The organism is Mycobacterium sp. 852002-30065_SCH5024008, from assembly GCF_001665645.1.
Taxonomy (GTDB): Bacteria; Actinomycetota; Actinomycetes; order Mycobacteriales; family Mycobacteriaceae; genus Mycobacterium; species Mycobacterium paraffinicum.
In genome coordinates this window covers 21,096-47,374 of sequence record NZ_LZSZ01000087.1, presented here as the reverse complement: position 1 = coordinate 47,374, position 26,279 = coordinate 21,096, and the positions used below count along the sequence as shown (strand labels likewise).

The window sequence follows — 26,279 nt, the reverse complement described above, 5'->3', positions numbered from 1 at the left end:
CCATGGGGAGGTGACCACCCGCGACCCGTTAGGCCGGTTCAGCGCGACCACGCGCGAATGGTTCACCAGCACATTCGCCGGGCCCACCACCGCGCAGGCCGAAGCCTGGGACGCCATCGCCGACGGCGACAACACACTGGTGGTCGCGCCGACCGGATCCGGCAAGACCCTCGCGGCGTTCCTGTGGGCCCTGGATTCCCTCGCCAACCCCGCCGGTGTCGACGGCTCGGCCGAACGGCAGGCCGGCACGCGCGTGCTCTACGTGTCCCCGCTCAAGGCGCTGGCGGTCGACGTCGAGCGCAACCTGCGCACCCCGCTGGCGGGCCTCACCCGCATCGCCGAGCGCCACGGGCTCCCCCCGCCCGACATCAGCGTCGGCGTCCGCTCCGGCGACACCCCGCCCGCCGAACGCCGACAGCTCATCGCCCGCCCACCCGACGTGCTGATCACCACGCCGGAGTCGCTGTTCCTGATGCTCACCTCGGCCGCGCGCGAAACGCTCGCCGGCGTGCGGACGGTGATCGTCGACGAGATCCACGCCATCGCCGCCGGCAAGCGCGGCGCGCACCTGGCGCTGTCACTGGAGCGGCTCCAGGACTTGTCACAAGAGCTGCGGGAGGGGCCGCCCGCACAGCGCATCGGGTTGTCGGCGACGGTGCGTCCACCCGAAGAGCTCGCCCGGTTCCTGTCCGGGCAGCAACCGACCACCATCGTGGCGCCACGGGCGGCCAAGACCGTCGAGCTGGCGGTGCAGGTGCCGGTGCCAGACATGGCCAACCTCGCCAACAACAGCATCTGGCCCGACGTCGAGGAGCGGCTGGTCGACCTGATCGAGGCGCACAACTCGACCATCGTGTTCGCCAACTCGCGGCGGCTGGCCGAGCGGCTCACCGCACGGCTCAACGAGATCCACGCCGAACGCTGTGGTGTGGGGCTGTCGGGCGAGACCAACCCGAAGGTGGCGGGCGGGGCGCCCGCGCACATCATGGGCAGCGGCCAGACCTACGGCGCCGAGCCGCTGTTGGCGCGCGCCCACCACGGCTCGGTCAGCAAGGAGCAGCGCGCCCTGGTCGAGGAGGACCTCAAGCGTGGGCTGCTCAAGGCGGTGGTGGCGACGTCGAGCCTGGAACTCGGCATCGACATGGGCGCGGTCGACCTGGTGATCCAGGTGGAGGCCCCCCCGTCGGTGGCCAGCGGCCTGCAACGCATCGGGCGGGCCGGCCACCAGGTCGGCGAGGTGTCCCAGGGCGTGCTGTTCCCGAAGCACCGCACCGACCTGATCGGCTGTGCCGTCACCGTGCAGCGGATGCTCGCCGGCGAGATCGAGACGATGCGGGTGCCCGCCAACCCGCTGGACATCCTGGCGCAACAGACGGTGGCGGCCGCCGCGCTGGAGCCGCTAGACGCCGATCGGTGGTTCGACACGGTGCGCCGCAGCGCCCCCTTCGCTACGCTGCCGCGCAGCGTGTACGAGGCCACCCTCGACCTGCTGTCGGGCAAGTACCCCTCGACCGAGTTTGCCGAGTTGCGTCCCCGCCTGGTCTACGACCGCGACACCGGCACGCTGACGGCGCGGCCCGGCGCGCAGCGGCTGGCCGTCACCTCCGGCGGCGCCATCCCGGACCGCGGCATGTTCACCGTCTACCTCGCCAGCGAGTCGGAAAAGCCGTCGCGCGTGGGCGAACTGGACGAGGAAATGGTGTACGAGTCCCGGCCCGGTGACGTCATCTCGCTGGGCGCCACCAGCTGGCGAATCACCGAGATCACCCACGACCGCGTTTTGGTGATCCCCGCGCCCGGCCAGCCGGCCCGGCTGCCCTTCTGGCGCGGCGACGACGCGGGCCGGCCCGCCGAGCTGGGCGCCGCGCTGGGCGCGTTCACCGGCGAGCTGGCCGGACTCGACCGTGCCGCCTTCGACGCCCGGTGCGCGGGCCTGGGCTTCGACGCCTACGCCACCGACAACCTGTGGGCGCTGCTGGACGAGCAGCGGACCGCCGCCGGCGTGGTCCCCACCGACACCACCCTGCTGGTCGAGCGGTTCCGCGACGAACTGGGCGACTGGCGGGTGATCCTGCACTCGCCGTACGGGCTGCGGGTGAACGGGCCGCTGGCGCTGGCGGTGGGCCGGCGGCTGCGCGAACGCTACGGCCTCGACGAGAAGCCGACCGCCTCCGACGACGGCATCGTGGTGCGGCTGCCGGACACGCTGTCCGACACCGGCGAGACCCCACCCGGCGCCGAGTTGTTCGTCTTCGACGCCGACGAGATCGATCCGATCGTCACCGATGAGGTGGGCGGTTCGGCGCTGTTCGCGTCGCGGTTCCGGGAGTGCGCGGCCCGCGCGCTGCTGCTGCCCCGCCGGCACCCGGGTAAGCGGTCGCCGCTGTGGCACCAGCGCCAGCGGGCCGCCCAGCTGCTGGACGTGGCCCGCAAATACCCCGACTTCCCGGTCGTGCTGGAAACCATCCGCGAATGCCTGCAGGACGTGTACGACGTGCCCGCCCTGGTCGCCCTGATGGCCGGCATCGCCCAGCGCAAGGTGCGGGTGCTCGAAACGGAGACGGCGCGGCCGTCCCCGTTCGCGGCGTCCCTGCTGTTCGGCTACGTCGGCGCCTTCATGTACGAGGGCGACACCCCGCTGGCCGAGCGCCGGGCCGCGGCGCTGTCGCTGGACAGCACGCTGCTGGCCGAGCTGCTCGGCCGGGTCGAGCTGCGCGAGCTGCTCGACCCGGACGTCATCGCCGCCACCGGCCGCCAGTTGCAGCACCTGTCGGCCGACCGGGCTGCGCGCGGCGCCGAAGGCGTCGCGGACCTGCTGCGGCTGCTGGGGCCGATGACCGAGGACGAGGTCGCCGCCCGGGCCGGCGGCGCCGAGGTGGGTGGCTGGCTCGAAGGCCTGCTCGCGGCGCGGCGGGCGCTGCCCGTGTCGTTCGCCGGTTGCAGCTGGTGGGTGGCCATCGAGGACATCGGCCGCCTGCGCGACGGCGTCGGTGCGCCGGTTCCGCTGGGCGTGCCGGCCGCCTTCACCGAGGCGGTGGCCGACCCGCTGGGCGAGCTGCTGGGCCGCTACGCGCGCACCCACACCCCGTTCACCACCGCCGCAGCCGCCGCCCGGTTCGGGCTGGGGCTGCGGGTGACGGCCGACGTGCTGGGCCGGCTGGCCGCCGACGGCCGGCTGGTGCGCGGTGACTTCGTCGCCGCCACGGAAACATCCGCGGCGCCCGGAGGCGAGCAGTGGTGCGACGCCGAAGTGCTGCGCGTGTTGCGGCGGCGTTCGCTGGCCGCGCTGCGCGCGCAGGTCGAACCGGTGAGTACCGCCGCGTACGGAAGGTTCCTGCCGGCCTGGCATCGGGTGGCCTCCCCCGGTTCGTCGGGCCAATCGGGGCTGGACGGCCTGATGTCCGTGGTCGACCAGCTGGCCGGGGTCCGGATGCCGGCGTCCGCGATCGAACCCCTGGTGCTGGGCCCGCGGGTCCGGGACTACTCCCCCGCCATGCTCGACGAGCTGCTCGCCACCGGGGAGGTAACCTGGTCGGGCGCCGGGTCGATCTCGGCCAGTGACGGCTGGGTCGCATTGCACGTGGGCGACTCCGCGCCCTTGACGCTGGCCGGGCCCGCCGAAATCGACTTCACCAAACCCCACCGCGCGATCCTGGACACGCTGGCCGGCGGCGGCGCGTACTTCTTCCGTCAGCTGGCCCGGAGCGGCATCCCCGATGCCGAACTCAAAGCCGCGCTGTGGGAGCTGATCTGGGCCGGGTGGGTCACCGGTGATACCTTCGCGCCGGTGCGCGCGATGCTCGGCGGCGTGGGCAACCGCAAACGCTCGGCCCCGGCGCACCGGTCACATCGGCCGCCGCGCCTGAGCCGATACAGCGTGGCGCACGCGCAGTCCCGCCCCACCGACCCGACGGTGGCGGGCCGGTGGTCGGCCCTGCCGCCACCCGAGCCCGATTCCACGGTGCGCGCCCACTACCAGGCGGAGTTGCTGCTGGGCCGCCACGGCGTGCTGACCCGGGGCGCGGTCGCGGCCGAGGGCATCACCGGCGGGTTCGCCACGCTCTACAAGGTGCTGAGCACCTTCGAGGAAGCCGGCCGGTGCCAGCGCGGCTATTTCGTCGAGTCGCTGGGCGGCGCCCAGTTCGCCGTCGCCTCGACCGTCGACCGGCTGCGCAGCTACAGCGACGGGATCGACCCCGAGCGGCCGGAATACCGGGCGGTCGTGCTGGCCGCCGCCGACCCGGCCAATCCCTACGGCGCCGCGCTGCCGTGGCCGGCGTCCGGCGCGGAGGGCGCGCGGCCGGGCCGCAAGGCCGGCGCGCTCGTCGTGCTGGTCGACGGCCACCTCGCCTGGTTCCTGGAGCGCGGCGGGCGATCACTGCTCACCTTCACCGACGACCCGGCGGCCCACCACGCGGCGGCCGCGGCGCTGGCCGAGCTGGTCGCCTCCCGGCGCGTCGCATCGATCCTGGTCGAACGCATCGACGGCGCACCGGCGCTGCAGCCCCAAAACGGGCCCGGCCGGGTGGCGGACGGCTTGCAGGAAGCGGGGTTTGCCCGCACACCGCGCGGACTACGGCTCCGGTAAGGCCCCGATAGCGATGCCCGAAGGAGACACCGTCTGGCACACCGCGGCCGTCCTGCGCGAGCAGCTGGTCGGGTGCACCCTGACGCGCTGCGACGTCCGCGTCCCCCGGTACGCGACTGTCGACCTCACCGGGCAGACGGTCGACGAGGTGATCAGCCGGGGCAAGCACCTCTTCATCCGAGTGGGCCGGGCGAGCATCCACTCACACCTGAAGATGGACGGCAGCTGGCGGGTCGGCGACCGGCCGGTGCGGGTCGACCACCGGGCACGGATCGTCCTGGAAGCCGGCGCCGTCCGCGCCGTCGGCGTGGACCTCGGCGTCCTGGAGATCCTGGAGCGCGACCGCGACGGGGACGCCGTCGCTCACCTGGGGCCCGATCTGCTGGGCGAGGACTGGGACGCCACCATCGCCGCCGCCAACCTGGCGGCCCAACCGGACCGGCCGCTCGCCCAGGCGCTGCTCGACCAGCGGGTGCTGGCGGGCATCGGCAATGTCTACTGCAACGAGCTGTGTTTCGTCAGCGGACACCTGCCCACCGCGCCGGTGAGCGCGGTCGCCGACCCGCGCCGGCTGGTCGCCCGTGCCCGAGACATGTTGTGGCTGAACCGCTCCCGCTGGAACCGCTGCACCACCGGCGATGCCCGGGCCGGGCGGCAGCTGTGGGTCTACGGGCGCGCCGGGCAGGGTTGCCGTCGCTGCGGTACCCCCATCAACTACGACGACTCCGGGGAACGGGTCACGTACTGGTGCCCGTCCTGCCAGCGCTGACGCGCCTAGCGCCGCGCTTGCGATCGCCACTAGCCCTGCGGCGACGACCCGCAGCGCCCGGCTACGCCGCGCTTGCGATCGCCACTAGTCCCGGGCGTGCGCCAGGAAGAACTCCGCGATCGCCTCCGACCCGTCGAGCGCGCGGGTGGTGGGCCCGATGATCGCCTTGGGCAGGTATTGCCTGCCGCCCGGCCAGGTGTGCCCGCCGCTGTCGATCTGGTAGAAGGTCACCTCGGTGGACGCCGCACACGCCGTGGAGTCGAAGCGATGTACGACGGTGCCGTCCCCGACGTTGGGCAGCGCCTGCACCGAGGGGTCGCCCTGGCATCCATCGGCCGAACGCCACTTGTTCACCATGGTGGTAGCGGAGATGGAGTGGCTCAGCCCGCCTCGGCCGCGCACAGCCCCACCGTTGAACGGCACCAGCGGATCGGCGGTGCCGTGGGCCTCCCAGACCGATACCGGCCGCGACGGATTGCACGCCACCCCGACGCCCAAGGTGCCCGCCACGGGCGCGACCGCGGCGAACACGTCGGCGCGGTCACACGCCAGCCGGTTGGACATGAAGCCCCCGTTCGACATCCCGGTGACGAAAACGTGCCCGGGGGCGATGCCGTAATCGTTTTGCACCTTGTTCACCAGGCCCGTCAGGAAGCCGACGTCGTCGATGTGCCGGCGATCCGCCGGCGACGCCCCCCGCCCGTCGGCCCAGCTCTTGTCGTAACCGTCGGGATAGACCACGAGCAGGTTGTGGGCGTCGGCCACGGCATCGAAGCCGGTCAGCCCCCGCTGACCGTTCCCGGTACCACCGCCGCCGTGCAGGCTCAGCACCAGACCGACTGGGCTACCCGGCGGCACGTGCAGCAGGTAAGTTCGATCCATGCCGCCGGAACGGAACGTCCCGGAGGCATCCCGAGCGGTGGCCGCCGAAACATGCCGCACACCACATCCCACCAAGCACACCGCTACAACGGCCACTGACAACCAACGCGCGTACGGCATATCGTCAATACACCGACGGAGCCGATGCCGGAGCAAACCTGGGTGTGGCGATGATCGCAATATCAGTGATCCTGCACCGTGCGACGCCGCAACGTGCGAATAATATTCGGGCAGCCCCCGCGGTCAACGAGCAACGGCACTTCGATGTCACGGGAGTATCAGAAATGACGAGGACCCAGATTCGCAACCCCAGCCTGCTGCTGTTGCTGTTGGCTGCCGGGGTTGTCCCGGCGACCGGACTCCTGGGCGCGCTGGGAGCGGTCCCGGCTGCCCACGCCAGCGCGGCCGACGACGCTTTCCTCGCGGCGCTGACGGCCAAGGGCATCAACTACGAGTCGCCCGAAACGGCCATCCGGTCCGGTCATTTGGTGTGCCAGGAACTCGAATCCGGTGAATCGCCGCAGCAGGTTGCCAACGACGTCATGACCAACAGCCACCTCGATGGCTACCACGCCGGCTACTTCGTTGGCGTGAGCATCCGGGCGTACTGCCCCAAGAATCAGGCCTGAAATTTACAGGCAGTTGACAGGCTCGTGACAAGCGCGCCGGTAAAATTGGGCTGAACCTATCTCGAGAACTCGAAGGCCAAATGATTCCTAAACTTTTGGTCGGCGTTGCACTCATCCTCGGCGCTGCAGGTTGGACGGCAGCATCGGCAACGGCCGACCCAAGCCCGTTTAGCACGCTGAGCTGCAGTTGCCAGGAGACGGCTCCGGCGGGCAGCACGACCCTGACGGACAAGGTCGATCGGGGAATCCAGCAAGGCCTTTCGGATCCGCCGGCCATCGCCGTCGAGCACTGACACTCACTTTCGCGTCCGCCGCTCGATGTAGTGGTAGCGCGCGGCCCGTCGCCGGATGCGATCCGCGCTTCCGCGGGTGCGGTGCGGCTGCCCGACGATGTGCATCGGCTCGCTGTAGAAGAGCAACTTGCCCAGCTCCACCAGCACCAGGTAACAGACGACAAAGGTGCCCAACACGGCGAAGAACTGCCACGGCAGCGGCGTGAAACCCAGGGTGCGGGCCAGCGGTGAAATCGTCAGCCCGGCACCGACGGCGACCACGGTGAGGCTGGTGACGGCCAGCAGCGCGCTGGGCCGGCTGCGAAAGAACGGCACCATGCGGGTGCGAATGACGAAGATGATCAGCGTCTGCGTCGCGAGGGATTCCACGAACCAGCCCGTCCGGAACTCGATGGCACCGGCGTGCAGCACGCCCAGCATCAACCCGAACGTCAGGAAGTCGAACAGCGAACTGATCGGGCCGAAGATCAGCATGAAGCGGCGGATGAACGCGACATTCCAATGCGACGGCGCGTGCAGCTGCGCCGCGTCGACCCGGTCGGTCGGGATCGCCAGCTGCGAGGTGTCGTAAAGCAGGTTGTTGAGCAGGATTTGGCTGGGCAGCATCGGCAGGAACGGCAACAGTGCCGACGCGGCCGCGGCGCTGAACATGTTCCCGAAATTGCTCGACGTGCCCATCAACACGTACTTGATGGTGTTGGCGAAGATGCGGCGGCCCTCGGCCACCCCGGTCGCCAGCACACTGAGGTCTTTTTCCAGCAGCACCACGTCGGCCGCATCCTTGGCCACGTCGGTGGCGCTGTCGACCGAGATCCCCACATCGGCGGCGTGCAAGGCCAGCGCGTCGTTGACACCGTCGCCCAGGAAGCCGACGGATCGCCCCTCGCGCCGCAGCGCGACGATCAGCCGCGCCTTCTGCTCGGGGGAGATGCGCGCGAAGATGGTGCGCTTTTGCGCGATCTCGGCGAACGCGTCGTCGTCCAACGGGTCCAGCTCCGCACCCGTGATGGTGCCTTTGGATGCCAAACCCATTTCGCCGCATACCTTTTCGGCAACCTGTGGATTGTCCCCGGTGGCGATCTTCAGCTCGATGCCCAGGTCGGCCAGCTCGGACAGCGATTGCCGCGCAGCCGATTTGGGCTCGTCGGCAAACACCAGGAACCCAGCGAGCGACAGATCGCATTCGTCCGCCCGGGTGAGCGTCGTCATCGCGGGCGCCGGTTTGGTGGCCACGGCCACCACCCGACGCCCGGCGGCGAACAACTCCGCGAGAGTCTCCTCCGCCGCCGGCGGGACCGCTCGGCACTGGGCCAGGACCTGCTCGGGCGCCCCCTTGACCACCAGCACCCGGCCTCCGTCGTCGTCGACCAGTGCCGACGTTGCCCGGCGTGCATGGTCGAACGGCAGCATCGCAACCCGGCGCGCGGCACCGGCCACCAATTGGTGCGCCTGCGGGGACTCCCAGAGCGCGGCGTCGAGCGAATTCGCGCTGGCGCCACCGGTTTCCGGGTCCACATCGGTGGCCAGCAGCCCCAGCCGGCGGACCGGGTCGCTGTGCGCGCCGGCGGGATCGACCGAGTCGACCAACCGGATCCGGCCCTCCGTCAATGTTCCGGTCTTGTCGGTGATCAGGATGTCGATGTCGCCGAGGTCCTCGATGCACACCAGCCGCTTCACGAGCACCTTCGCTTTGGCCAGCTGCCGTGCCCCGGTCGCCAGGCCGGTGCTGACGACGGCGGGCAGCAACTGCGGCGTGATCCCGACCGCGATCGCGAGCGAGAACAGCACGGAGTCGATGAGCGGCTTCTGCAGCAACAGGTTGCTGATCAAGATGATCACCATCAGCGCGACGGCGACTTGCAGCAGCAGGTAGGAGAACCGGCGCAGCCCGACCTGGAAGCCGGTTTCGGGCTGGCGTTCGTCCAATCCCGATGCGATGCGCCCGAATTCGGCGTTCTTTCCGGTGGCGTACACCACCCCGGTGCCCTCGCCGGCACTGACGATGGTGCCCATGAAGGCCAGGTCGGTCGCGTCAGCCACGTCGGTTCCGGCAGGCACCGGTTCCGGCGATTTCTCCGATCCCGTCGATTCGCCGGTCAGGATGCTTTCGTTGCATTCCAGGCCGCTGACCTCGATCAGCCGGACATCGGCCGGCACCGCCTCCCCCAGCGACAGCCGAATCACGTCACCCGGGACGAGCGCGGTCACGGCGAGCGAGACGAACTCCCCGTCGCGGCGCACCACGGCGTTGTGGTGCACGCTGGCGTGCAGGTCGGCGGCGGCCCGCTCAGCGCGGTATTCGTTGATGAAGCCCAGGCCGATGCTGGCCACCAGGATGATGCCGATGATGACGGCCTGCATGCTGTCGCCCAGGAAGTACGACACGACCGCGGTGCCGGCCAGCAGCATGAGCACCGCGTTGCGCAGCTGACGACCAAGCACCGCAAAGACATTGACGCGGTGGGTGCGCACCGCGTTCGGTCCGTAGCGCGTCATCCGGGCGGCGGCCTCCGCGCTGGACAACCCGGCCGCCGAGCTGTCCAGCCGGCGCAGCACCTCGTCGACCGGCGCGGCCGCGACCAGCATCGTGGTCGAGGCGGCGGTCTCCTGTCGGGGGTCGGTGATCATAGCCAGTCGCGACGTTTGAACATCACGTAAATCACCACCATCAGGACGAAGATAAGGCTGGTGCTGGCGAGGAAGCCGGCGAGGTGGCCGAAGCCCGGGTAGGGCACGTTCTGACCGTAAAAGCCCGTGATCGCGGTGGGGACGGCGATGATGGCCGCCCATCCGGTCAGCTTCTTCATGATCGTGTTCAGCCGGGCATCTTGCAGGGATAGGTTGGTTTCGAAAATCGTTGTGACCATGTCGCGCAACGACTCCGTCCATTCCGAGACGCGAAGCACGTGGTCGTACAGGTCGGCGTACAGCGGGTCCAGTTCCGGGGCGGTGCCCACCTCCTGGCGGTGGTGCTGAATCGAGTTGACGACCTCCCGCATCGGCAGCGCCACCCGCCGCAGGCCCACCAGGTCGCGTCTCATCTGAAACGTCCTGCGCTGAAAGCTCGCCTGGCGCGGCTTGCCGTCGAACAGCTCGTCTTCGATATCTTCGATGCAGTCGTCCAGGGCCTCCACCGCCGCGAAGTGACTGTCCACCACCACGTCGAGCAACCCGTGCACCAGAGAGCCCACCCCGTACTGCTGGGCGCCGATCTCCTCCCAGCGCCGGGTGACCGCGGCGATGTCGAAGTCGGGCGCCAGGCGCACGGTGATCAAACCGCGGGGAAGGACGAAGGCCGAGATCCGCTGCATGGACAGCATCCGCCGCGGCTCGTCGGTGCCTTCGCCCGCGACGTTGACGGCATAGACGGTGAAGAACGTGTGGGTTTCGTACGCGGTGGCCTTGACGCGCTCGGCCGCCGCCACGGCGTCCTCGACGGCCCACGTGTTGAGGCCGAGTTCGGCTGCCAGGCCGCACAGCGCGTCGTGGTCCGGCTCGCACAAATCCACCCAGACCAGGGCGTCGGGTTCGCGAAGGTACTCGGAGATGTCGTCGAATGCGAACTCGTCCTGCGGCTTACCGTGGCGCCACAGGCGTCCTTGGATGTTGGGCGCGACCTGCACGAGGCCATCCTCTCAGCCCAGGCCGTCCAGCGCCTCTCAGTAGGTGGAGATTTCGTCCTGCGCGGGCAGGTCGCCGCTGACCATGAAGACGACCCGGCGGCCGACTTCCACGGCATGATCGGCGAAGCGCTCGTAGAAGCGGCCCAGCAACGCCGCGTCCACGGCGCCGGGAATGTTGTCGGTCCAGTCGTCATCCAACAGCACGCTGAACAACTGCCGGTAGAGCTCGTCCATCGCGTCGTCTTGTTCGCGAAGTCGGACTGCCTGCTGCGGATCGTGGGAAATCAGCACCTGTTTTGCGCTGTCGCCCAAGGCGATTGCCACCTTGGCCATGTCGGCGAAACACGCGCGGACCCTTTCCGGAAGTACCCGATTCGGGTGCTCCCGCCGGGCGATCTTGGCGACGTGCACGGCCAGTGCGCCCATTCGTTCGATGTCGGCGATGAGCTGTACAGCGCTGAAGACCGCCCGTAACTCGCCGGCAACCGGTTGTTGCAGCGCCAGCAACGCGAACGCTTCCCGTTCCGCTCGCGCCCGCATCACCACCATTCGGTCGTGTTCCCGGATGACCTCTTCGGCGGCCTCAAGGTCGGCCTCCAACAGGGCTTCGGTTGCCCGCCGCATGGCGTCGTTGGCCAGGCCGCACATCTGGCTGAGTTCAACGGTCAACTCGGCCAGCTGTTGGTGATAGGCGGTTCGCATAGCGCAACGGTGGCCCAATGCGAGCCGATTTCACAAGGGACGAAAGCCACCCGAAAAGGGCCTGAACGACTCCTCCCCCGCGCGCCACCGCCCGTTAATCTGCCGCTATTACCATGCCGAGAACACTCCAACGATCCATGTGAGCCGGGAGAGCACGGTGACCACACGACGCGGCCTGCCCGGCTTGGGCATGCTGTTGGCGCCGCTGCGCGTCGCCGCCGTGGGTACCGAGATCGCCGCCGGCACCGCCCTGTTGGGCGGCAATGTCGCGATGAGCATGGGCAGGTCCCTGGTGCGCGCCACGCCGGACGTTCCGGCGCTGACCCGCGCGGCGGCGGGCGCGGTGCTCGAGGCGGCGGGCGGACCACCGGCGCGGCGCACCAGCAGTAACGGTGCGCGGCACTGGATCGAGGTGCGGGGTCTGGAAAGTGCACAGGCCGCGGCGATCGCGACCGACGTTTTGGCGGCCGTCCGCGCGACACCCGGCGTACGGCAGGCCTACCTCAACCGCACCCTCGCGCGGGTGGTGGTCACCGTGGCTGACGGCGGACCGTCGGCCTCGGAGCTGTCCCGGACAGTCGCCGGCGCCGAACGAAGGCGCGCGGGCAGGCAGCTGCCGGCCAGCCTGCCGGGCGACGACGCGCTACTGATGGGCCGGATGGTCGCGGCCACGGCCGCCTCTGTGGGCCTTGGCCTTTCACTGACCGGCAGTCTGCTGCGGCTGCCCCGACTGCCGGACTTGGTGGCCGTACCGCCGACGGTCGCCGACCACCTGCCGCGGCTGCGCAGGGAGCTGGAGCGGCGTCTCGGGCCCGACGGCACCGACGTGTTGTTCGGCATCGTGAACGCCACCGCCGCCGCCCTGACGCTGTCGCCGACGGCGGCGGCCGCCGAGGCCGCCACCCGCACCATGCTGGCGGCCGAGGCGTGGAACGGCAGGCTGGCGTGGTCCCGGCATGAGCCCGGGTTGGCCGGCCGGCCGGTGGCCGACGACGCCGGCGCGGCGCCGATCGCCAACCCAGCGCCCCCCGACGGGCCCGCGGAACGCTACGCCAACCGCATCGGCATGGCGGGCCTCGGAGCCGCCGCCGCGGTCGGCTTGCTCACCCGCAACCCCGACGCGGCCGGCGCGGCCGCGCTGGCCGCCATGCCCAAGCCGTTGCGCACCGTGCGGGAAGCGTTCGGTTGCACGATGAACCGCGGCCTTTCCACCCGCCACGACGCGCTGGTGCTGCGCCCCCGGGTGTTGCGGACACTCGACCGGATCGACGCGATCATGGTGGACCCGCGCGCGCTGTACACCGACGAATTGACGGTCAGTCGGGTACTCGGAGTGGACAATTCGGCCCGCGCCCACGCCTGGGAGGCGGTTCGGGCCGCACTCGACAACGACGGCCTGAAACCGGGATGGCACCCGCTGACCGACATACCCGGGGCCGGCAGCGTCGGCGAGGCACTCATCAGCCCCGTCCGCAATCCGTTCGCCGCCGCGGTGCTGACCGAGGCGCGGCGGTCACAGCCACGCGTCTATTCCCTCGACGACGACGGATTACGTTCCCTGGCACAAGGTTTCGACCAGCTCTACCCCGCGGACGGGTCGATCGACCACGCGGTGGCGGCGGCCGTCGCGGAACTGAAGGCCGCCGGGAACACCGTGGCGCTGTTGACCACGTCGGACATGCGTGCCGCGCACCGCTCCGACGTGACGATCGGCCTGCTGCGGCCCGGGCATTCCCCGCCCTGGGGCGCCGACGTGATCGCGCAAGATCTGACGGGCGCCTGGCGGCTGTTGCACGCGCTGCCCGCCGCGCGCGCCGCCACCGACAACGCCGTCCGGTTGTCCGCGTCGGCTTCGGCGATCGGCGCGTTGATGCTGATTCCCGGTGTGCCCGGGCGAAGTTCGGCATCGGTCAACGTCGGCATGTTCGCCAGCCTGTGGTTCGGGTACCGGGCGGCCGTGAAGACGCTGCGCGATCCGCTGCCGGAGCCCGAAACCAGCCACGACTGGCACGCGTTACCGGTTGCCGAGGTGCAGCGGCTGCTGCCCCGCCCAACGGAGGAGGACCGCGAGGAGACGGCCGCCTGGTGGCAGCAGGTGCCACCGGTTCGCGCGCTGCACGACGCCAGCGTGGCGTCGTGGGGAGTCGTCCGCGATTTTGCCGAGGAGATGCGCGGTGACCTGGCGGACCCCATCACCCCGCTGCTGGCCACCGGCGCGGCGGCCAGCGCGCTGCTCGGCTCGCCGCTGGATGCCGTGCTGGTGGGCAGCGTGCTATTGGTGAACGCCGCCTTGTCGGCCGAGCAGCAGTTGCACGCGGAGAGCACCCTGAATCGCCTGCTGGCGGTGCAGGATCCGCCGGCGAGGCGGCGGGTGGGTGCGCTGGACGCGCACCGTCGCGAGAAGGTGCCGACCAAGCGGCTGCGGCTGGGCGACATCATCGAAGTCCATGTCGACGAGGTGGTGCCAGCGGACGCCCGCCTGCTGCACGCCTCGAACGTGGAGGTCGACGAGTCGACGCTGACCGGCGAATCGCTGCCGGTGGCCAAGCAGACCGACCCCACGCCGGGCGCCCCGCTCGCCGAACGGACCTGCATGCTCTACGCCGGCACGACGGTGGTCGCGGGTACGGCGGTGGCCGTGGTCACCGCGGTGGGATCGCAGTCGGAGATGCGCAGGGCGCTGGCGATGGCTCCGAGGAAGATGCAGGAGATCGGGCTGCAGCGGCAGTTGCGGCACATCACCCGCCGGGCCCTGCCGTTCAGCGTGGCCGGCGGGGGCCTGGTCGGACTGCTCAGCATGGCGCGGGGCACCGGGTTGCGCGAGGCGGTGTCCAGCGCGGTCACGCTGATCGTCGCCGCCATCCCGGAGGGCCTGCCGCTGGTGGCGACGCTGGCCCAGCTGGCCGCCGCGCGCCGGCTCACCGGCGAGTCGGTGCTGATCCGCAACCCGCACTCGGTGGAAGCCTTGGCCCGGCTGAACGTGGTGTGCTTCGACAAGACCGGGACGCTGAGCGAGAACCGGCTGAAGGTCAAGGCGGTGCGCCCGATGACGGGCTACACCCCCGGTGCGCTGCTGGATGCCGCGTTGAGCACCAGCTACGCCCGGCACACCCACCGTGTCGACCACGCCACCGACGATGCGATCCACCGCGCGGCAGAAGACCCCGCCCTGCGCGGCGACGGCTCCGGGCCGCAGCGGCTGACCCGGGACGCCTTCCTGCCGTTCCAATCCGGTCGCCCGTTCGCCGCCGCGCTCGTCGGCACCCGGCTGACCATCAAGGGCTCACCCGAGGTGCTCGCGTCGGCGCTGCTGCACGACGACCACCCCTTGACGCAACAGGTCGACGAGATGGCGGCCAACGGGTTACGGGTGCTGGCGGTGGCCGAGCGTCAACTCAGCGCGAGTGAAGCCGCCTCCGCGGCAAAGGATCCCGACCGCCTCGAGGCCCTGTGCGGCTCCGGCCTCACCCCGGTCGGCCTGCTCGGACTGGCGGACACCCCACGGGCCGCCGCCCCCGCGGTGCTGAAGGAACTCGGCGAGCGCGGCATCGGTGTCCGGCTGATCACCGGCGACCACCCGGCGACCGCGGCGGCGATCGCCCAGGAGCTGGGGATCGACGTCACCGCCGACCAGGTGATCACCGGCAGCGATTGGGAGGCCCTGTCCGCCGACCAACGCGCCGACGCGGCGGCGTCGCGGGTCGTGTTCGCGCGGATGACGCCGGAACACAAGATCGCCGTGGTGCAGACCCTCGAGCGGTCCGGGCTGGTGACGGCGATGGTCGGCGACGGCGTCAACGACGCCGCCGCGATCCGGGCGGCCAGCGTGGGCATCGGCGTGGCGGCGCGCGGCAGCGATGCGGCCCGCACCGCGGCGGACGTGGTGCTGCTCGATGAACGGATCGAGGCGCTGCTCGACGCGCTGGACGAGGGCGAGCAGCTGTGGCGGCGGGTGCAGTCGGCGGTGTCGATGCTGTTGGGCGGCAACCTCGGTGAGGTGTGCTTCGCCCTGCTCACCACCGTCCTGACCGGGCGTTCGGTGCTCAACGCCCGCCAGATGCTCCTGGTCAACATGCTGACCGACGCGCTGCCCGCCGCCGCCCTGGCCGTCAGCCCCCAGACGGGCACCGCCGACGTCGACCGCGACGAGGCGGCGATGTGGCGGGCGATCGGAATCCGCGGTGCGGCCACCACGATCGGCGCCACGGCCGGCTGGGCGATGGCCGGCGTGACCGGCCCGCCGCGCCGCGCGGCGACGGTCGCGCTGGTCGCGTTGGTGGGTGCGCAGCTCACCCAGACGCTGGTCGATTCGCGCGCCCCGCTGGTGGTGTTGACCTCGGTCGGCTCGCTGGGCGCGCTCGCGGTGGTGGTCAGCACCCCGGGACTCAGCCAGCTGTTCGGCTGCACGCCGCTTGACCCGCTCGCCTGGGGCCAGGGGTTGCTGGCCGCGGCGGCGGCCAGCGGCCTGTCGGCGGTCGCCCCCGACCTGCTGCTGCGCGCGTCGCAGGGCGCGCAGCGGCGCTGGCTCGGCGTCGAGCCGGCGACCGAACCCGAAAGGGCACAAAGTCCCACCCCTTCGGTGCGGCCGACCCTGCCGGGTCCCGGGCGCGCCGACCACGATTGAGGCGTGCACATGCAAAATCGCTTACAGCTCAAGCCCTATCGGTCCGTATCGGAGCACATCGACGGTGCCTGGTGGCCGCGAACGACGAACCTGCTCGACGAGTTGCCGGGCCTGCTGACGGCGGTGTCCGAGCGGCTGGGCCCGGTCGTGATGGTGGGCTACCGCCGCAACGGCTGGCACGACACCCCCGCGCTGGTGCAGATCGGCGGCCACACGGTCGAACTGCTGGCCTTCACCAGCGACGAGCCGTCCAGCGTCATCCTGATCGGGGAGAACGGCCACCACCTCACACTGCACGTCATCCGCCCCGATGCCGGCGACGAGGTAGCCCGTCAGGCGCTGGAGCAGGCGCGGGTGCCCGCCGACGACGGGGTGCCGTCGCGCAGCCGGTCAACGGTGGCGCGATCCGTGGCCGACGTCGCCGACAACCTGGCCCGCCATGAGGGGCTCGGCGACGAGCAACGAACCGCGCAGATCAAGCGCTGGTCCGAGGAGGCCGCCGAGCAGTTCGTCGACGCACCCGTCCAGACCTTCGTGCCGATCCTCGTCGAACACATCGTTCGCAACCGCATGATGGAGTCCCGCAGAGAAGCCCCGTCGGTGCTGCCGGCGAGCCACCCCTGAGCGGCTGACCGCGTTCGGTGGACGCCGCGCTGATCGACCCCGACCCCGCGCTCCTCGACGCCGCCGCCGTCGTCGAAAAGCTGCGCACCGACGCCGAACTCGGGCTGACCGCCGAGGAAGCCGCCCGCCGGCTCACCGTCGTCGGCGCGAACGATATCGCGAGCGTTCCGCCGCCACCGGCCTACCAAAAGCTGCTGGCGCAGTTTCGCAGCCCCCTGATCTACCTGCTGCTCGCCGCGCTGGTCGCCTCCCTCGCGGTCTGGGTTGTGGAGGGGGCCGGCGGCTGGCCCGTCGACGCGGTGGTGATCGCGGTGATCCTCGTCCTGAACGCGCTCCTGGGTTACGCGCAGGAAGCGCGCGCGGAGCGCGCGGTCAGTGCGTTGGCGCGGATGGCCGCGACCTCGGCGACCGTCCTCCGCGGCGGCACGCGGCGCACCGTTCCCGCGAGCGAGGTGGTGCCCGGCGACGTGCTGCTGCTCGCCGAGGGGGATGCCGTGGCGGCCGATGCCAGGCTGCTGTCGGCCGCGGGGCTGGAGGTGTCGGAGGCCGCGCTGACGGGCCTGAGCGAACCGGTGCTCAAGGACGCCCGGACCCTGGCCGAGCCTTCGGCGCTCGGGGACAGAGCGGACATGGTGTTCAAGGGCACCGCGGTCAGCACGGGCGTCGGGCGGGCGGTGGTGACCGCTACGGGGATGGCGACCCAGACCGGGCAGATCGCCGGCCTGGTGCGCATCGCCGACCATGAGTCGACACCGTTGCAGCGCGAGGTGGCCCGGGCCAGCCGACTGCTGGGGATCGGAGTGCTGGTGATCGCCGTCGTGGTGATCGCGACCATTCTCCTGGTTTTCGGCATGCATACCGCCCACGACGTGGTGACGGCAGCGCTGCTGGGCGTATCGCTGGCCGTGGCGGCCGTGCCGGAAGGCCTGCCGGCCATCATGTCGGTCGTGCTCGCGCTGGGCATGCGGCGGATGGCCGGCCAGAACGCCGTCGTCAAGGAGCTGTCGTCCGCCGAGACCCTGGGGTCGGCGTCGGTGGTGTGCTCGGGCAAGACGGGCACGCTCACAACCGGGGAGATGACGATCGTGCGGGTCGTCACCCCCCTCGGCGAGGTGAAAGTCACCGGCGCCGGGTACCGGCCCGAGGGTCGCCTCGAGCGGGGCGGGTCGGCGCTGCCCGAGGGCGACGACCTGCGGCGCCAGGCCGCCCTGGTGCTCGACGGGGGCGCCGCCGCCGCCTGTAATGCCACCCTCGACGCGCACGACGGTCGGTGGACGATCCACGGCGATCCCCTCGCCGCGGCCTTCCTGGTGGCCCGACGGAAGCTCGGCGACGGACCCCGCCCGACTCCGGCCGACGTGACGACGGGCGAGCCCGACGAGGTGCTCGGCCACTGCACGCACCTAATGGCCGGCGATCGGCTGGCTCGGCTCGACGACTCGACACGGGCCGCGATCCGAAGCGATGCCGAGCGGCTGGCGCTCGACGCCCTGCACACCGTCGCGGTCGCCTGCCGGTCCGAAGGGCACCTGGTGTACCTGGGCATGGTGGGGATCACGGATCCACCCCGACCGGAGGCGGCGGCGGCGATCGCCGAGGCGCGCCGCGCCGGGGTGAGGGTCGTGATGATCACCGGCGACCATCCCCGGGTGGCGGCGCGCATCGCCCGGAAGCTGGGTATCGAAGACGGCGAGTCGGCCGTGTCCGGCGCTGAACTCGCCACGCTGGATGACGAGCAGCTGCGGGAAACGGTGCGCCTGCACTCGCAGTACACCCAGGTCGATCCGGCGGACAAACAGCGCATCATCGACGCGCTGCAGGCCGACCACGAGATCGTCGCCGTGACCGGGGAGGGTATCAACGACGCGCCCGCGCTGAAGGCGGCCGACATCGGTATCGCCATGGGCCGCACCGGCACCGAGGTCGCCAGAGAAGCGGCGAACATGATCCTCGCCGACGACAACTTCGCGACCATCGTCCAGGCCATTCGCGAAGGCCGGGGCATCTTCTCGAACATCAAGAAGACCCTGCGCTACCTGCTGTCCTCCAACATGGGTGAAATCTTCACCGTCTTCTTCGGCGTCGTGCTGGCCGGGGCGATCGGCCTGTCGCAGGGCCACACCGTCGCGCTGCCGCTACTGGCCACGCAGATCCTGTGGATCAACCTGCTGACCGACGGCGCGCCGGCCCTGGCGCTGGGCGTGGACCCGCACACCGAAGACGTCATGAGCCGGCCGCCGCGCACGGCCTCGGATCGGGTCATCGACGCCCGGATGTGGAACAACATCGTCGTGATCGGCGCGGCGGTGGCGGCCGCGACGCTCGTCACGATCCACCTCTACGCGCCCGGCGGACCCCTGCCGTCGTCCCTGGACACCGCCCGCACCGCGGGCTTCACCGTGCTGGTGATCGCCCAGCTGATCAACACCATCAACGCCCGTTCCGAGACCCGGACCGCCTTCCACCGGTTTTTCGCCAACGGCTGGTTGTGGGCGGCGATCGGGTTATCGGCGCTGCTGCAGGTGGCCGTTGTTCAGCTGCCGGTTCTCAACACCGCCTTCACCACCACGCCGCTGTCCCCGAGCCAGTGGCTGGTGTGTGGGGCCATGGCCAGCACGGTCCTGTGGGTCAGCGAGATCCGCAAGCTCATCTTGCGCCACCGGACATCACGGCCGTGATCGCCTCCATGTCCGCCCGGCTCGGCAGTCCCCAGTCGGGCTGGTAACCCAACAATTCGTTGACCCGCACCGTCTTCATGTCGATGTCGAGAAGTTCGATGGCTTCCAGCGGCACCAGCGCCGGGTGGACGTAGCCGCAGGTGCGGGCGAGCTGCAGCAACTCGAAGCGCAGGGTGGCGAGGTAGTTGGCGCAGCGCACCGACTTCAGGTCCGGGTCGAGGCCGTGCTGCAGCCACGGTGACTGGGTGGCCACGCCCGACGGGCAGCGGCCGGTGTGGCAGCGCTGGGCCTGAATGCAGCCGATGGAGAACATGGCGGTTCGGCCGACGTTGATCATGTCGCAGCCGGTGGCCAGCGCCAGCAGCGCGTTCTCCGGGATGCCGAGCTTGCCCGACCCGACGAAGACCACATCGTGGTGCAGCCCGTGCTCGGCGAAGGCCCGGTAGACCCGGGGCTGCGCCCATTTGAAAGGCAGGGCGACGTGGTCGCTGAAGACCAGCGGGGCGGCGCCGGTGCCGCCCTCCCCGCCGTCGACGGTCACGAAGTCGACGCCCGTCCCGGTGCGGGCCATCCGCGCGGCCAGGTCACACCAGAACCGTTCCTCCCCGACCGCCGATTTGATGCCGACCGGCAGGCCCGTCTCGGCGGCGATGGTCTCCACCAGCTCCAACAGCCCGTCGACGTCACGGAACGCGGAATGGCCGGCCGGGCTCCTGCAGTCCACCCCGACCGGAACGCCGCGGATGGCGGCGATCTCGGGGGTGACCTTGGCGCCCGGCAACACGCCGCCCAGGCCCGGCTTGGCGCCTTGGCTGAGCTTGATCTCGATGGCGCGGATCGCCGGCGTGGCCGCCACCCGATCGATCAGCCGGGGCAGGCTGAAGCGGCCGTCGTCGCCGCGGCAACCGAAGTAGCCGGTGCCGATCTGCCAGACCAGGTCGCCGCCACCCAGGTGATACGGCGACACCCCGCCCTCGCCGGTGGTGTGCAAGGCGCCGGCGATGGCCGCGCCCTTGTTCAGGGCGGTGACGGCCGCGCCGCCGAGCGCGCCGAAGCTCATCCCGGAGATGTTGACCACCGACGACGGGCGGAAGGCTTTGGTGCGCCCCCGCGCGCCGCCCAGCACCTTGGCCGCCGGCAACGGCACCGCCGGGTCGGGGTGCTCGGGTTCGCCCACCGGCGCTGCGACGGGGAACGCCGCGTGCTTGATGATCGGATAGTTGTGCACCCGTTCCAGGTCGTTGTCGGTGCCGAAGCCGAAGTACCGATTGGCCAGCTTCGACGACGTGTACACCCAGCGGCGCTGGTCGCGGCTGAACGGCCGCTCCGCGTCGTTGTCCGTCACGATGTACTGGCGCAGTTCCGGGCCGACGGCTTCCAGCAGGAACCGCAGGTGCCCGATGATCGGGTAGTTGCGCAGGATGGTGTGACGGCGTTGCAGGAGATCCCACCCCGTCAGTCCGGCCAGGCTCCCGCCGACCAACGCGGCCAGCGCCCGGGATTTCAAGAATCGAATTCCGTGTAGACGCCCAGCAGGTCGCGCGCCGACACGATGCCGACCAGCGCGCCGTCGCGTTCCACCAGCACGTGGCGGATATAGCGGTCCATCATCCGGGCCGCGACCTGGTCGACCGAGGCTTCGGCGTCACACCACACCAGTTTCGTGCTGGCCACGTCGGAGACCGGTGCGGTGGCGAGGTTTCGCCCGGCGGCTACCGCCCGCACGATGTCACGCTCGCTGACCAGCGCGCCCGGCCGTGCCTCGTCGCCGATCACGACGGCTCCCACGTCGCAGGTCACCATGGCCCTGGCGGCGTCGGCGATCGTGGCGTCGGCCGGGACGCGGGCCACGGGGTCACCGGTGATGGTGGAGATCGGGATGGACCCCGGCGTAGATATCTCAGTCACGTCTCCATGCTGGCCAGAGGGCGGCTGGCCTTCTAGTGACCTGAGTCCTCAATCCGCGTCCATCCGGCCCTAGCCCATTTGGGAACGCGGGACCACGCTGGCACGCATGGGCGCTATGGCACGCCGGGGCTGGTTGCGGCCCGCTCAGTGGGTCGAACCGATCCTTGCCGCGGTGACCGTCGTCGCGTTGGCGGCCGGGGGGATCGCCTGGCTTGCCGGGGCGCCGCGGGTCGCCGACGGCTGCTGGATCGCGGGCACGGTGGTGGCGGTGGTCCCCGCGGTGGTGTGGGTGCTGGCCGCCCTGCGCCGGGGCCGATTCGGGGTCGATCTGATCGCGGTGTTGTCGCTGCTCGGCACGCTGCTGGTGGGCGAGTACCTCGCGGGCGCGTTGATCGCGGTCATGCTGGCCGGCGGGCGGGCGCTGGAGGCCGCGGCCGAGCGCCGCGCGTCCCACGATCTGCGGGCGCTGCTGGAACACGCGCCGCGATTCGCCCGCCGCCGCGTCGGGTCGGCGGTCGACGTGATCGCGCTGGACGAGGTCGCGGTCGACGATCTGCTCGTGGTGGGCCCGGGCGAAGTGGTGCCCGTCGACGGGCGCATTTCCGGCGCGATCGCGGTGCTGGACGAATCGGTCCTGACCGGCGAACCGCTGCAGGTCGAGCGCGGCGTGGGCGAGCCGGTGCGCAGCGGGGTTGTCAACGCGGGCAGCGCCTTTGAGATTCACGCCACCGCCACCGCCGCCGACAGCACCTACGCACAGATCGTCCGCCTGGCCGCGGAGGCCGGAGCGGAGAACGCGCCGGTGGTACGGCTGGCCGACCGGTACGCGGCGTGGTTCTTGCCGTTGACGCTGTTGGTGGCCGGGGCGGCCTGGCTCGCCAGCGGGTCACCGGTGCGGGCGGTGGCGGTGCTGGTGGTGGCGACGCCGTGCCCGCTGTTGCTCGCGGCACCGGTCGCGATCGTGTCCGGGCTGTCGCGGGCGTCGCGGCGCGGCGTGGTCATCCGCAGCGGTGGCGCGCTGGAAAACCTCGGCCACGCAACGACTTTGGTGATGGACAAAACCGGCACCCTGACCATGGGGCGTCCCGTCGTCATCGACGTCGCGGCCGCGCCCGGCCGCGATGCGCTCGAGATCCTGCGGGTGGCCGCCTCGGTGGATCAGATGTCTCCGCACGTGCTGGCCGAGGCGATCGTCACCGCGGCGCGGGCCCGCGGTCTGCCGCTGTCGATACCCACCGAGGTAGCCGAGGAACCGGGCCGCGGCGTCACCGCCACCCTGGACGGTCGGCGGGTCCACATCGGCAAACTCTCGCACGATACAGCGACCGCGGAATGGGCCCGCGCGGTGGTCAATCGCGCCCTGCTGGACGGCGCCGCGATCGCCTGGGTCTGCGCCGACGGGCGGCCCATCGGCGCGGTATTGCTGCGCGACCCGTTGCGCCGCCATGCGCCGCGAACGCTGCGCCGGCTACGCGAAGCCGGGCTGAACCGATTGGTCATGCTGACCGGAGACCGCGCCGAACCCGCCCGCGAGGTCGCCGCCGTGCTGGGTTTGGACGAGGTGTACGCGGAACAAAGCCCGGCCGACAAGGTGGCCGCCGTGCGCACCGAGCGGGAGCGCGCGGTGACCGTGATGGTCGGCGACGGGGTCAACGACGCACCCGCGTTGGCTGCGGCCACGGTCGGCGTGGCGATGGGCGCCCGCGGTGCCACCGCGTCCTCGGAGGCCGCCGGCATCGTGTTGACCACCGATCGGCTGGAGCGGCTCGCCGACGCGATGGACATCGCCCGCTGGTCGCGGCGCATCGCCGTGCAGAGCGCGGTCGTCGGCATGGTCCTGTCGCTGGCGGCGATGGCCGTCGCCGCCATCGGTTGGCTCCCACCGGCGGTCGGCGCACTGGTGCAGGAGGGCATCGACGTCGCCGTGATCCTCAACGCGCTGCGCGCACTGCGCGGCAACCCGGACATCGAGGTCGACCTCCCCGCGTCGACCGAGCAGATGTTGCGGCGCTTCGACGCCGAACACGACGAGCTGCGCGACGCCGTGGACCTGCTGCGCGACGCCGCCGACCAGTTGGCCGCCGCGCCCGACCAGTCGGCGCTGGAGGCGATCAGCCGCGCGCACGCCGTGCTCACCGAGCGCATCATCCCGCACGAGCAAGCCGAGGAGACGCAGCTCTATCCCGCGCTGGCCGATCCGCTGGGCACCAGGGAAGCGACCGCCCCCATGAGCCGCACCCACGCGGAGATCCAGCGACTCTCCGACCGGATCGGCGCGCATCTGGCCTTGGCCCAGAGCAGCGGGGCGATCGGCCCCGACCAGCTCGACGACCTGCTCGCCTGCCTATACGGGTTGCATGCCCTGCTACGCCTGCATTTCCTGCAGGAGGAGGAAAGCTATTTCACCCTCGCCGAGGACGAACCCGGCGGCCCGCGAAAGCCAGATGGCCGGGATGCCTTGGCGGACAAGCTATCCCGCTGAAGGCGGCCGTTTAATAACGGTGCCGGGCAGCTCCGCGCCGATTTCGATGTCCTCGTAGTCGCGCCCGTCACCCCGGCCACCCTTGCCGCCCACCGGCGGCCGCATCGGCGCCACCGGCATGGCGGGGGTCTGCCCCGCCCCCGCCGGAAGCGCGGACACCGCCGAGGCGAGCTGCACCGGCGACTGCGCGCCGGGCAGCATCCCCACCGTCGCGGGCGGCATGCTCAGCTTGCCCACCAGCACGGAAACGCCCAGCGCGCCCCGAGGCGCCAGCGCCCCGGAGCCGAGGGCGTTCACGAGGCTCGCATCCGCCGATGCCAAGGCAGCCGAACCCTCCGCCAGGCCCTGGCCGATGTCGGCGCCAACGCCTGAAAGTGCCTGGGCCGCATTGAGCTGCGCCAGGTAGCTGAGCAGGTTGACGGGGAATCCGCCGGCGATGAACTGCCAACCCCAGATGCTGGTGTAGCCGAACCAGCCCTTGTTGGGGTCGAACGGGGTGACGCCGAGCGCGTCGATGATCGACCCCGTGGAAGTCTGAGAGCTTGCCAGCGCGTTGGCGGCCGGCACCAGCGAGGCCTGGGTGGAGACCCCCGAGGGGTTGGCGACGGGCGGCGGAGACGAGAGCGGAGAGAGCTTGACCGCGTTCAGCGAGGTCGCGCCGTAGCGATACATCGCCGCCGAGTTGTTGACCCACATGGCGTTGTACTCGGTTTCGGTTTCGGCGATGGCCGGAGCGTTGATACCGAAGAAGTTGGTGGCCAGCAACATCGCCAACCGCGCCCGGTTGGCCGCGACGACAGAGGGATGCACCACCGTCCAGTGGGTCAATTCGAATGCGGCCGTGACCGTTTCGACCGATGCGGCGATTTCCTGGCATTGCGCCGCGGTGGTCCGCAACCAGGCCAGGTAGGGCTCGAAGGCCTGGGCCATCGCCGCCGAGGACGGACCCTGCCACGTCCCGGCCAGCGACGCCAACTCCGCGGTATAGCTGCTCGCGGCCGCCTCCAGTTCGGCGCTGAGCTCTTGCCACGCGCCGGCCGCTTCGATCATTGACCAGGCGCCGGGTCCGGAGTGGATCAGCGCCGAAGTGATCTCGGGCGGCAGCAGCCCGAAATCAATCACGTCTCGCCCAACCGAACAAGACGCGCACGGTTATTTTGCTTGGGCGACAAGATATTTGCGCCGCGATTAACCTATCCGGCGGCGAGAATCGACTTCCGGAGTGGGGAGGCGTCATCGGCTCTCATCCCCCGCTTGGCGGTCGGTGAATCACCTTCTTCGGGAGTTCCGCCCCGTATTCAAGGTCCTCAAACTTCTGTTGCTTCCGCTTGCGCCAACCGCTGCCCGCCGAGTTGGTGGCCGGCGCCATCATGGGCATGACCGGCATGCCGGTGAGCCCGGCGTCGGCGGGCAGGGGCGACACCGACGATGCGAGTTGCACCGGCGTCTGCGTCGCCGGTAGCAGGCCCACCACCGCGGGCGGGGCGGTCAGCTTGCCCAGCGAAACCCCGACCCCCGTCGCCGCCGCGGCCGCTCCCCCGGGTGCGGCTTGCAAGGCGCTGGCCAGCCTGGTCACCGACGACGCGAGCGCTCCCTCGCCCTCCGAGAGCCCCAGGCCGATGTCGCTGCCCACGCCTTGCAGCGCCTGGGCCGAGGTGTTCTGCGCCAGGTAGCTGAGCAGGTTGACGGGGAACCCGGACGAGATGAACTGGTTACCCCAGGTGCTGAAATAGCTGAACCAGCCGGCGTTGGGGTCGAAGGGGGTGACGCCGAGCGAGTCGATGACGTTCCCTGTGCTGGAGGCCGTGGAGTTGAGCAGGGCGTTGGACACCACTCCCTGTTGGTTGAGCGTCCCCGCCGGATTCGTGATGGCGAGCGGCGAATTGAATTGCGACAACGACGTGGTCGCTTGTGACGACGCCGCCTGATATCGGGTCATCGCCGCGGAATTGTTCGCCCACATGGTCTGGTATTCGTCCTGGGTCGCCGCGATTGCCGCGGTGTTCTGCCCGAACCGGTTGGTGGCCAGCAACTGCGCCAGCTGCGTCCGGTTGGCGGCGACGACGGAGGGGTGCACCACCGCCGAGCGGACGGCGGTGAACGCCACCGCGGCGGACTCTGCCGAGGTGGCCATTTGCTGGGCCTGCTGCGCGGTGGTGCGCAGCCAGATGAGGTAGGGCTGTACGGCCTGCAGCATCGCCATCGAGGATGGGCCGTCCCACGAATCGATCAACGACGACAACGCGGACGCATACACGGCAACCGAGTTTTCCAACTCGACGCCCAGATTCTGCCACGCGCCAGCCGCCTCGATCAGCGAACCCGCCCCGGGACCGGAATGGATGAGCGTCGAGGTGACCTCGGGTGGCGCGAATAAGTCCATCACATCTCACCTTGTCTACGCCGGGTACGCAGCCGGAAATTTTCGATTACCAAGTTGCAAAGAGCCCGGAAACATTACGCATTCACCCCCCAGG

15 protein-coding genes are annotated in these 26,279 nt (G+C 70.7%); 7 read left to right on the top strand and 8 right to left on the bottom strand.

Annotated features, from left to right (window positions below; genetic code table 11):
- Positions 1–10 precede the first annotated feature (10 nt).
- A complete protein-coding gene (locus A5781_RS11445; RefSeq protein WP_067205210.1) occupies positions 11–4,588 on the top strand; it encodes an ATP-dependent helicase in 4,578 nt (1,525 codons plus the stop codon).
- A 13-nt stretch (positions 4,589–4,601) separates the two neighbouring features.
- Positions 4,602–5,357 carry an endonuclease VIII Nei2 gene (gene nei2, locus A5781_RS11440; RefSeq protein WP_067205206.1) on the top strand — a complete coding sequence of 252 codons (756 nt, stop codon included), beginning with the start codon at positions 4,602–4,604 and terminating at the stop codon, positions 5,355–5,357.
- A gap of 84 nt (positions 5,358–5,441) precedes the next feature.
- Here nei2 and A5781_RS11435 read toward each other — a convergent pair whose 3' ends face one another.
- Positions 5,442–6,359, bottom strand: coding sequence for a PHB depolymerase family esterase (locus A5781_RS11435; RefSeq protein ID WP_067205203.1), 918 nt, complete (start codon positions 6,357–6,359; stop codon positions 5,442–5,444).
- A 164-nt stretch (positions 6,360–6,523) separates the two neighbouring features.
- Between A5781_RS11435 and A5781_RS11430 the strand changes: the two genes are divergently transcribed.
- Complete coding sequence (locus tag A5781_RS11430; RefSeq protein ID WP_067205200.1) at positions 6,524–6,868, top strand: DUF732 domain-containing protein; 345 nt, start codon at positions 6,524–6,526, stop codon at positions 6,866–6,868.
- A 296-nt stretch (positions 6,869–7,164) separates the two neighbouring features.
- Here A5781_RS11430 and mgtA read toward each other — a convergent pair whose 3' ends face one another.
- The 3 genes from mgtA to phoU are packed head-to-tail and all read right to left on the bottom strand — an operon-like array spanning position 7,165 to position 11,486.
- The gene (mgtA, locus tag A5781_RS11425) at positions 7,165–9,789 is read right to left on the bottom strand and encodes a magnesium-translocating P-type ATPase (RefSeq protein WP_082939303.1); all 2,625 of its coding nucleotides are present in this window, start codon (positions 9,787–9,789) and stop codon (positions 7,165–7,167) included.
- Positions 9,786–10,784, bottom strand: coding sequence for a magnesium transporter CorA family protein (locus tag A5781_RS11420; protein ID WP_067205196.1), 999 nt, complete (start codon positions 10,782–10,784; stop codon positions 9,786–9,788). The genes mgtA and A5781_RS11420 overlap by 4 nt, the downstream gene beginning before the upstream one ends.
- 36 nt (positions 10,785–10,820) lie before the next feature.
- Positions 10,821–11,486, bottom strand: coding sequence for a phosphate signaling complex protein PhoU (gene phoU / locus A5781_RS11415; RefSeq protein WP_067205192.1), 666 nt, complete (start codon positions 11,484–11,486; stop codon positions 10,821–10,823).
- A gap of 190 nt (positions 11,487–11,676) precedes the next feature.
- Here phoU and A5781_RS11410 point away from each other — a divergent pair, with 190 nt between their 5' ends.
- The 3 genes from A5781_RS11410 to A5781_RS11400 are packed head-to-tail and all read left to right on the top strand — an operon-like array spanning position 11,677 to position 19,412.
- A complete protein-coding gene (locus A5781_RS11410; protein ID WP_067205591.1) occupies positions 11,677–16,110 on the top strand; it encodes a cation-translocating P-type ATPase in 4,434 nt (1,477 codons plus the stop codon).
- Between the two features lie 9 nt (positions 16,111–16,119).
- The gene (locus A5781_RS11405; RefSeq protein WP_067205188.1) at positions 16,120–16,734 is read left to right on the top strand and encodes a DUF5994 family protein; all 615 of its coding nucleotides are present in this window, start codon (positions 16,120–16,122) and stop codon (positions 16,732–16,734) included.
- 17 nt (positions 16,735–16,751) lie between these two features.
- Positions 16,752–19,412: a cation-translocating P-type ATPase gene (locus A5781_RS11400; protein ID WP_067205184.1), complete on the top strand. Its 2,661-nt coding sequence runs from the start codon at positions 16,752–16,754 to the stop codon at positions 19,410–19,412.
- Here the strand turns inward: A5781_RS11400 and A5781_RS11395 are convergent.
- Both A5781_RS11395 and A5781_RS11390 read right to left on the bottom strand, forming a co-directional pair.
- Positions 19,381–20,919 (bottom strand): FMN-binding glutamate synthase family protein, encoded by a 1,539-nt coding sequence (locus A5781_RS11395; RefSeq protein WP_067205181.1) that lies wholly within the window; start codon positions 20,917–20,919, stop codon positions 19,381–19,383. The two genes, A5781_RS11400 and A5781_RS11395, sit on opposite strands and share 32 nt — an antisense overlap.
- On the bottom strand, positions 20,916–21,320 hold the full coding sequence (locus tag A5781_RS11390) for a CBS domain-containing protein (RefSeq protein WP_067205178.1): 405 nt from the start codon (positions 21,318–21,320) through the stop codon (positions 20,916–20,918). Before A5781_RS11390 ends, A5781_RS11395 begins: the two co-directional genes overlap by 4 nt.
- A 115-nt stretch (positions 21,321–21,435) precedes the next feature.
- Here A5781_RS11390 and A5781_RS11385 point away from each other — a divergent pair, with 115 nt between their 5' ends.
- Positions 21,436–23,802: a heavy metal translocating P-type ATPase gene (locus A5781_RS11385; protein ID WP_067205174.1), complete on the top strand. Its 2,367-nt coding sequence runs from the start codon at positions 21,436–21,438 to the stop codon at positions 23,800–23,802.
- Here A5781_RS11385 and A5781_RS11380 read toward each other — a convergent pair.
- Positions 23,791–24,921 carry a PPE family protein gene (locus A5781_RS11380; RefSeq protein WP_067205588.1) on the bottom strand — a complete coding sequence of 377 codons (1,131 nt, stop codon included), beginning with the start codon at positions 24,919–24,921 and terminating at the stop codon, positions 23,791–23,793. The two genes, A5781_RS11385 and A5781_RS11380, sit on opposite strands and share 12 nt — an antisense overlap.
- Positions 24,922–25,045: 124 nt before the next feature.
- Complete coding sequence (locus A5781_RS11375) at positions 25,046–26,185, bottom strand: PPE family protein (RefSeq protein ID WP_067205171.1); 1,140 nt, start codon at positions 26,183–26,185, stop codon at positions 25,046–25,048.
- Between the last annotated feature and the right edge of the window lie 94 nt (positions 26,186–26,279).